The 7,882-nt window shown below is 64.4% G+C and carries 7 protein-coding genes and 2 pseudogenes; 4 read left to right on the top strand and 5 right to left on the bottom strand.

The genetic code is table 11. The features are described from left to right. Positions 1–24: 24 nt before the first annotated feature. Positions 25–270 (bottom strand): annotated as a pseudogene (locus BLP83_RS17940) (transposase); the annotation flags it as partial. A 73-nt stretch (positions 271–343) separates the two neighbouring features. Between BLP83_RS17940 and BLP83_RS17945 the strand changes: the two are divergent. Beyond that, positions 344–607, top strand: a pseudogene (locus BLP83_RS17945) (transposase); the annotation flags it as partial. Positions 608–631: 24 nt separating this feature from the next. Here the strand turns inward: BLP83_RS17945 and BLP83_RS18505 are convergent. Further along, positions 632–1,330, bottom strand: a complete 699-nt coding sequence (locus tag BLP83_RS18505; RefSeq protein ID WP_143006781.1) for a hypothetical protein — start codon at positions 1,328–1,330, stop codon at positions 632–634. 575 nt (positions 1,331–1,905) lie between these two features. Then, positions 1,906–2,454 carry a hypothetical protein gene (locus BLP83_RS17950; protein WP_143006782.1) on the bottom strand — a complete coding sequence of 183 codons (549 nt, stop codon included), beginning with the start codon at positions 2,452–2,454 and terminating at the stop codon, positions 1,906–1,908. 834 nt (positions 2,455–3,288) lie between these two features. On the opposite strand from BLP83_RS17950, the gene BLP83_RS17955 reads away from it, so the two are divergent. The 3 genes from BLP83_RS17955 to BLP83_RS17965 all read left to right on the top strand — a co-directional run bounded on the left by BLP83_RS17955 (position 3,289) and on the right by BLP83_RS17965 (position 5,006). Then, positions 3,289–3,855 carry a hypothetical protein gene (locus BLP83_RS17955; RefSeq protein WP_091246230.1) on the top strand — a complete coding sequence of 189 codons (567 nt, stop codon included), beginning with the start codon at positions 3,289–3,291 and terminating at the stop codon, positions 3,853–3,855. Continuing rightward, complete coding sequence (locus tag BLP83_RS17960) at positions 3,830–4,561, top strand: P-loop NTPase family protein (protein ID WP_143006783.1); 732 nt, start codon at positions 3,830–3,832, stop codon at positions 4,559–4,561. Before BLP83_RS17955 ends, BLP83_RS17960 begins: the two co-directional genes overlap by 26 nt. Before the next feature lie 139 nt (positions 4,562–4,700). After that, complete coding sequence (locus BLP83_RS17965) at positions 4,701–5,006, top strand: hypothetical protein (protein ID WP_091246235.1); 306 nt, start codon at positions 4,701–4,703, stop codon at positions 5,004–5,006. Between the two features lie 44 nt (positions 5,007–5,050). Here BLP83_RS17965 and BLP83_RS17970 read toward each other — a convergent pair whose 3' ends face one another. Then, a complete protein-coding gene (locus BLP83_RS17970; protein WP_091246239.1) occupies positions 5,051–5,320 on the bottom strand; it encodes an HU family DNA-binding protein in 270 nt (89 codons plus the stop codon). A 689-nt stretch (positions 5,321–6,009) separates the two neighbouring features. Continuing rightward, entirely contained in the window at positions 6,010–7,134 is a 1,125-nt protein-coding gene (locus tag BLP83_RS17975) for a Fic family protein (RefSeq protein WP_091246242.1), read from the bottom strand. Positions 7,135–7,882 lie beyond the last annotated feature (748 nt).

A 7,882-nucleotide genomic window follows, 5' to 3' on the forward strand; every position in this document is an offset into this window, starting at 1 on the left:
GGGCTAGCGTTTTACCCCGAAGCCGACCTTCAGCGCCTCGATGTCCAGGTGTGCTTCGGCGAGCAGGCGCTTCAGCCGGCTGTTCTCCAACTCAAGTTCCTTGAGGCGCTTGGCGTCCTCCGCCTCCATCCCGCCGTACTTGGCTCGCCAGGCGTAGAAGCTGGCGGGGCTGAAGCCGTGCTGGCGACCCAACTCGGTCACGGCCATCCCCGCTTCGGCCTGCTTGATGAACCCGATGATCTGCTCGGTGGTGAATCGACTCTTGCGCATGTCCGTCCTCTCAGGGTGACGGACTCTACCTAGCTTCGAGTGGTACGGCTGGGTGGGGGCAGGTCAACCTGCCTTTGATGACCGGACCATTTCGATGTACGCCCGCGGCATGTCGGTGCGCGAGATCCAAGGGCATCTGGCCGAAATGTATGCCGTCGAGGTGTCACCGGAGTTCATCAGCGCGGTCACCGACGAGGTGATGGCCGAGGTGGGCGCGTGGCAGGCCCGGCCGCTGGAACCGATGTACCCGGTGGTGTTCTGCGACGCCCTGCGAGTGAAGATCCGCGAGGACGGGGCGGTACGGCTGGGTAGGGGCAGGTCAGGGACCCGAAACCTTGCCTACCAGCGAATCCATCGATTATCAGTTCATGTTGGTAATAAATACTGAAACTACGACGCCGTCTTCAATGTGCGCGCGCCCGGAGCATCCTCCGAGATTGTCCCAACTCTCTGGTGAGGTTTCGAACTCCCAACCGCCCTCTCCATCCGGGGTCAGCGTGATGAGCTGGCCTAGATTGCGCGCCACTGCGAACGTTACTGGGATCAGCTGTCCGTCACCCATAGTCGCAAGCAAGACTTGATGCCCCTGTTTCTCCATGGCCTCCCGAATGTGGTACGCGTCCGAGGCCGAGAGGCCATCTCCGATGGATCGGAACTCTTCGATGGACATCCGCTTCGTCGGCTCTTCCGCAGCGCGCGCGATGTAGGCGGCAGCTCGGCGAGAGGGTTCGGTTGGGGGCTCCCAGTCCGCTTTGCCTGAAGAATGTGCGTTCTCGCTTCTGAAGGTCGCGACAAGCAGCAATGGCCACGCGATCAGGATAATCGCAGTGAGCAAGGCTGTGAAAAACCACTTCCGCCATGGCAGAGGCGCAGAGTTCTTATCTGAGGTCTGACTGCCACCCTCGTCCACAGACTCCTCCAGCCAGTACACAGACGGCGATTCATCACGGACGAACTGCCGTAATGCTCTCCGCAGCCATCGCGCAGCCGGACCTAGGAAGCAACTGGCGGCACCGATCGCGAGGTACACAGCAAGTGCGGCGATGACGGCTAGCAACATTTCCACCTCCGATGCAGTCTGTGAACTTTCGCCCCGGTTGGCGCAGCGCTGTAAGGACGCAAGATCGCGATCGCTTGTCCGATCTTTCAACTATTGCGCCACCATGCGCCCAATTCCAGCGGTGAAGAAGCCACGCACGGCGCGACTCGGCTAGCGTGGGCCAAAACGGAGCGTGTAGCACTGCAACCGCCGTGGTCGGTGCGGACGATCGCCGGCGGCGAGCTAGGTGTCGGGTCCCGGACGATCCTGCACTTTCCTGGCGAAGAGTTCCTGGTGGGTGGATTGCCAACGCTTTAGCGCTTGAATCGGACTTTCGTAGTTCAGCGCTTTCTGCGGCAAGTGGTTGTTGTACAGCCGCACGTAGCACGCCAGTGTTCGCGTCAGAAAGGCTGCGAGAGCACCTTGGCCTGACGGGGATTGAAGGGTGTAGCCGCCCAACGCTGCCTCGAATGGGCTTGGCGGGCGTAGTCGACAGCTTGCGTGAAGCGCTCGGTCAGATGGGTCATTAGGGGCCTTGGTCAAGCATTCACGCGGGGGAAGCGGCTTGGCAGCCAAAGATGGGCAGATCCGTCGACTCATCCCGACACGATCTGCAGCGAAAACACGATCTCGGCGTCATCGAGACGCACTGAGACTCTGACGGGCAGAGGATCCCGGGAACGCTTGTGCTCGATCTCCACGTAGGTTCCATGGCTCGCACCGGGGACGAGCGTGTGGGGGCGCAGCGCTTCTCCAATCTGCTGGCTGCGAAGGGCGTTCTGGGCTTCGATCGAGCTGAAGAGCCGCGCGTTCTCCGCGTTTGCTTGGGCCTGCGCTGCAAAGGCGGCCCCGGCGTTGTAGGTCGTCCCACTGAACCGGGTCGTTGCGTTCGCGCTGGCGAATCCGCCTGACCCGTAGGCCGATGCATTGGTGTAGGACGTGCCCGAATAGCTCGAATAGCCGGCCTGCGAGGCCGCCATGTTGTTACCCGCAGCCGCCAAGCCTGCGGCGACGGCGGCCCAAGCTTGACGTCGCCTCTCCTCGGCCGTGAGCGCGGTGAAGGCCAAGACCTCGACCTGCGCTCCCGACACCTCGGCGGCCACTGTGCTCTCGTCAAGGTGGATGCTGGCAGCCGCGTTGCTCACGAACCGGAGGTCCAAGGACGCTCGGTTCGACGCCTTCGCCACAGCGCAGACCGATACCCAGACAGGCCCCTTCGAGGTCGCAGCCTCGGTCTCGATGCAGGGGTCACCCCGGTAGTAGACAAGTTCCTGACCCAAGGACGGGATCAGGCGAGCGGAAGGGGGCGTCGTTGCGCACCCTACGACAAGCGCTGTGAGACTTAGGGCGACGGTGCCACGGAGGAGAGGTGTCTTCATGGTCATACCTGCGGAAGTGCGTTGTCGGGCAGTCGATCGATGCCCGCCGGACGGATTGCCTCCTTCACGCACGCAGCCAAGCCGCCGATGCGTCAACAGGGGCAGGCGTGATCGTTGCGAAGGCTGGTCTCACCGACTGAGAAAGCAGAGACGACGACGCGCCGCAGAGTCGAAGGCGCAGGGCTGCACGCCTGCAGCAGTCAGGGCGATGGGGCTTCTGTCGGGGGTACGGTCCAGGCCGCAAACAGGCCGGCACGAATGCACACCGAAGACCTCCTGCCCCCGACCTCGCTCCCACACATCTGCCTCAGTGGCCGCGAAGCAAAACGCCTCGGGATCAGGCAAGTCGTCATGACCCAGGTATCGGACTAGGCAAGCCCCCCCCCTTCAGGGAGCACAGCAGCAAGGTCTAGACGCGGCGCGGGACACCGCGAGGCTGGTGACGCAAGAACCGGGCAAATGACTTCCCCTCGCGCAGCAACGCTCGCAATTACCGCACGCTGCATCGGTACGATTGCAGCATCGCGGACCTCCCACCTCCCACCTCCTGGCTCCTCGTCCCGGCTATCGGGAGAGGCATTTCATTGTCAGGAGAACGCGATGTCCATCATTCACACCGAATCCCTCAACCCCGAGCTGCTCGGGGTCATCTGCGATCGTTGCCATGTGCAGCTCTTCGACTCTGTCGAGCTGGACGAGGTCCTCCACATTCGCCTGCACGCCGGGTACGGCTCCGAGTGGGGCGATGGCAACATCGTCGAGCTCGACCTCTGCGACGCCTGCGCTCATGGTCTGCTGTCGCCACATGCCCGCGTGAGCCCGAGCGCGGACGAACTCCTCGGACACTTCGGGGTTGGCCTGGGTCTACGCCATCGCATCCCGTGCCGTACCCAACAAGCCTTGGCCGCGCTCCTTGCCCAGCAGCCTTCGACCTTGCGCGAGCAAGGTCCTCGAGGTGCGTGGGCATGGCTGCGTTACCAGATTGGGCGGAGCTGCATTCCGCTGCTGCTCTGCCTGCGCCCCCTGCGGCGCCTCCACGCCGAACTGAAGGAGCGCTGGGCTTTCGAGGAGTGGACCCTTCGCACGGCATACTTGGAACGCCTTTCAAACGCCCAAGCTCCCGACCGCACCGCTCACCCTGATGACTCCGATCCCCACCGACGCTGAGCAGCGCCACGAGACGGACGGAAGGGGGTTTGCCCCCTTCCCTTCCGTGGCCGAGGCCCTCCTGGCTCAGGCCCGTATCGCGATCGAGCGGGCGCGTGCCGGCCGAAGCCCTCAGAGCGTCATCGTGGTCGGCCAGCCGGCATGGGTGTCCGACACCCTTCAGGGGATCACCGCACTGGCGGGTGAACTGGGTGGCGTGGTGGTGCGCTCAGACGCAAGCACCGGAGCCTCGCTGCCCGCTCTGCTCTCGCCTGCCCTTGCAGCCGCGCTCCACTCGCTGAAAGGCCACGACAAAGCCCTGGCCCTGGTAGAGCGGACCGAGCGCGGACTGGCGGGCTTCACAATGGCCCTGCAGGCAAAGTTTCCCGACCTCGTCCGCCTCGATGGCCCCACCGAGGCGGGTCTGGCGGACAACGGCGATCTGGAGTTCGACCTCGCGGCCTTGCTGGAAAGCGCGGGCCAGGCGGCACGTGCGGCAGGAAGCATGCTGGTGCTGGTGGTCGATGGCCTGCACCACCTCGAGCTCGCGGAGCTTGGCGCCCTGATCGCGGGACTGCACCGATGTGCTCAATCCACGCTGCCGGTGCTGCTCATCGGGGGCGGCGAGCCCGCGCTACGCGCTCGCGCGGCCATGGCGAAGTCCTATGCCGAACGGTCGCTGGTGTTCATCGAGTGCGAGGCGCCAGCGCCAACACAGCCGCGCTGAGTGCGGCGCCATCGCACGCCGCGCCCCGGGCACGTTCCGTCCAAGTCACTTTTTCGGGTGTAGGTACCCGCTGGTGTAGGTTCGGGAGGACCCCGAGACGCTTGGCCTACGGCGGACCCGCCGGACCGAAGCAGACCCCATGCGACCCCACTACCTCACCGTGATTCCCGGCGGACTGCGCCGCGGCGAAACCGTGCGATCCAAGCTGATCTCACGGCCCTTCGATTTTCCCGACGAAGTCTTCCAACGCCTCTACCTGGAGGCCGAATCGACGCTCCCACTCACGAAGGTGGTTGAGCTTCTGAAGCTCAGGAAGCGGGTCTTGAAGGAACGCAGGATGGCCGAGGCACCAGATGGCCTACAGGCAAGCGAGCTGGGCTACGAGGAGATCCCGCTGTTCCTGCTGAGCCCGGAAGCGGAGGGCGAGGCACCTTCGAAGCCATAGGCCCATGCGCACCGTGCGCGCATGGGCCCAGGCAAGCGGCTGCGTTACAGCGATGCCTTCAGCGCCGTCGCCGGCTTGAAGCCAACGGTCTTCGAGGCCTTGATCTTGACGGTCGCGCCCGTCTGCGGATTGCGCCCCGTGCGCGCCGCGCGCTTCTTCAGCTTGAAGCTGCCGAAGCCAAACAGCGACACCTCGCCATCCTTCTTGATGGCCTTAGCGATGGTCGCAAACACCGTGCCCACGATGCGCTCGGCTTCCGCCTTGGAGATCTCGTGCGTGTCGGCCACGATCTCGATCAGGTCCTTCTTGTTCATCTGCTGCTTTCCCTTGTGCTGTCTGGCGAACGCCGCCGACGCATATGACAGCGGGCCCGCTCGGGACGGTCAAGCGTGTTAACAGGGATCTGACCCTCGCATGGTCCGCCACCACGAAGACGGGTTGCGACTGGCAGAGCCGGGGACTGTTGCGTCCTGTCGACTGGCCGCCAAGCCGATTCGCGACTGTCCGGGCTCCGCCAACGAGACCTTCGCGGCCGGCCCATCAGTTTCGCCTCATCCTTCTGGCGAGACTCGCCTACCCTCAAAGTCTTCCGGCCGGTGTGGCTCTGTCCCAGCTCGATCCCTGGACGTTTGCAGCGGCGCATCCTGGGCCTGCGCCGGGGATCCAGTCTGAACGGCGGCAGTGTTCGCAAGACCGAACGGGATGCGCGCAGCAAGCGTCTGTGTCGTCTTGACGCCTCCATATCGGGCCGGCGGCACCAGATGGTCTTCAGCAAGCGATCCGGGCTACGAGGAGATCCCACTGTTCCTGCTGAGCCCGGAAGCGGAGGTCGAGGCACCTTCGAAGCCGCAGGCCCATACCGACCGCGCGCGCATGGGCCCAGGCGAGCGGCAGGGTTACGGCGAAGCCTTCAGCGCCGAGGAGCGCTCCCGAGCCGAGGCGTCCAGCACTCGACACTGGCACCGCGGTCTTTCGGGCGTGAGCTTGGGCAGCATCCGGCTCCTTAATCCGGGAGAGCCGCCAGCTCGTAGCTGGTGCTACGCCCGCCTGCATCGGACTTCCGAAGGACGCCGCGAGAAAGCAGCTCGTTGATGTCGCGCAAGGCCGTGTCCGGCGAGCACTTGGCGATGGCCGCCCACTTGGAAGTGGTGAGCTTGCCTTCAAAGCCCTCAAGCAGCCGGCTGAGCAGCTTTACCTGGCGCGGGTTCAGGGGCACGGCAGCCCAACGCTGCCAGAATCGTGCCCGCCCCATCACGCCGTCCAGCGTGTGCTGCGCCTCATCCACTGCGCGCTGCAGGGTGCCGAGGAACCAGCCGAGCCATTCGGTGACGTCCATCGTCCGCTTCTGGGTCCGCTCCAGGATGTCGTAGTAGCCCTTTCGGTCGCGCTGGATCTGCGCCGACAGGCTGTAAAAGCGCTGCGGGCTGCCCTCGGCACGCGCCAACAGCAGGTCGCCGATGGCCCGGGCAATCCGGCCGTTGCCGTCGTCGAACGGATGCAGGGTCACGAACCAGAGATGCCCGAGAGCCGCCTTGAGCAGCGGGGGCTCGCTGGATGCGCCATTCAGCCAACTGAGGAATCGATCCGTTTCCGCCTCCAGCCGATCCGCAGGGGGTGCCTCGAAGTGGACGCGCTCACGCCCCATGGGACCGGAGACCACCTGCATCGGTCCGCTGTCGTCGTCGCGCCAGCCACCAACCTTGACCCGGGAAAGGCCCGAGTAGCCGGTTGGAAACAGCGCGGCGTGCCAAGCGAACAGCCGCTCCCGGGTCACGGGCGCGGAAAAATTTGTGGTGGCATCGAGCACCATCTCGACCACGCCCTCCACGTGCCGATCCACCGGCGCCAATCCGCCGATGTCGACACCGAGACGTCGCGCGAGGCTCGAACGAACAGACTGGACGTTGAGCTGCTCGCCCTCGATCTCGCTGGTCTTGAGCACGTCCTCGGTCAGGACTGCAAGGCTCGCCTCGTCGCGGAGAGCCATCCCTACATCGGCCAAACGGCCCATCAACCTGCCTTGGGCATGGCTGACCTCAGCGATCGGCTGCGCCAGCGCCGCCAAATCGAAACGCCAGTTCGGCCAGTCGCCGCGCTGCCAGATGTAGACAGATTCACCGCTTTGCATGCGGTGATTGTGGTCTGGCACCACCGCAGGCGCAAGCCATTCGCCGCATCCTGCGCGGCGATAAGGCGGGCATTCTCCGCAGCTCACCCGCAACCTACCGGTGCGCTATCGGGCGCAGTCAGGTACTGGGCCAGCCCAGTCGACTGAACCCCCGGCCCCCCGGACCCTTGCCCATGCTCAAGGCCCACTTCCGTAGGGCTCGACGCTCCTTCTCGACCGGCACGACAACAGCGCCCTGGATCGAACTGCCGAGGGACACCGTTGAGCCGATTCCCGATCATCCGCGCCCCACCCGCGAGGCCTTCGCGACTGGACCATGGCCGTCGCCTCACCTTTCAAACAAGACTCACCTAACCTCGAAACCCGCACCGCAATCTGCCTCGGCTCAGGCCCGACACCGAGCCTATCCAGCGCCGATCGTCGGGCTCGGCAGAGGGGCCCCAAGCCGCGGGATGGCCATGTTTGCGAGGCTAAACAAGGTGCTCGCGACCAGCGTCCACTACTCAAAAACCTGTGCCAAACTGACAAAAGAGGTTGAGCGATCTGTGTCGACGCTGATCGAGCTCAGAGCCCAACAGAAGCTTGGGCAAAATCTGTTTTCTTACAACGCTTTATGTCACGATAAGCCAGTCTTGGCAGCGTGCCATCGACGCACTCTTAAGTCTTCCGAAGCCATTGGTCGGGGGTTCGAATCCCTCCAGGCGCGCCATCGCTTCGCGATGACTTCCCTGTCGTGATTCCCGGCCCG

This window comes from Aquimonas voraii (genome assembly GCF_900101825.1).
Classification (GTDB): domain Bacteria; phylum Pseudomonadota; class Gammaproteobacteria; order Xanthomonadales; family Xanthomonadaceae; genus Aquimonas; species Aquimonas voraii.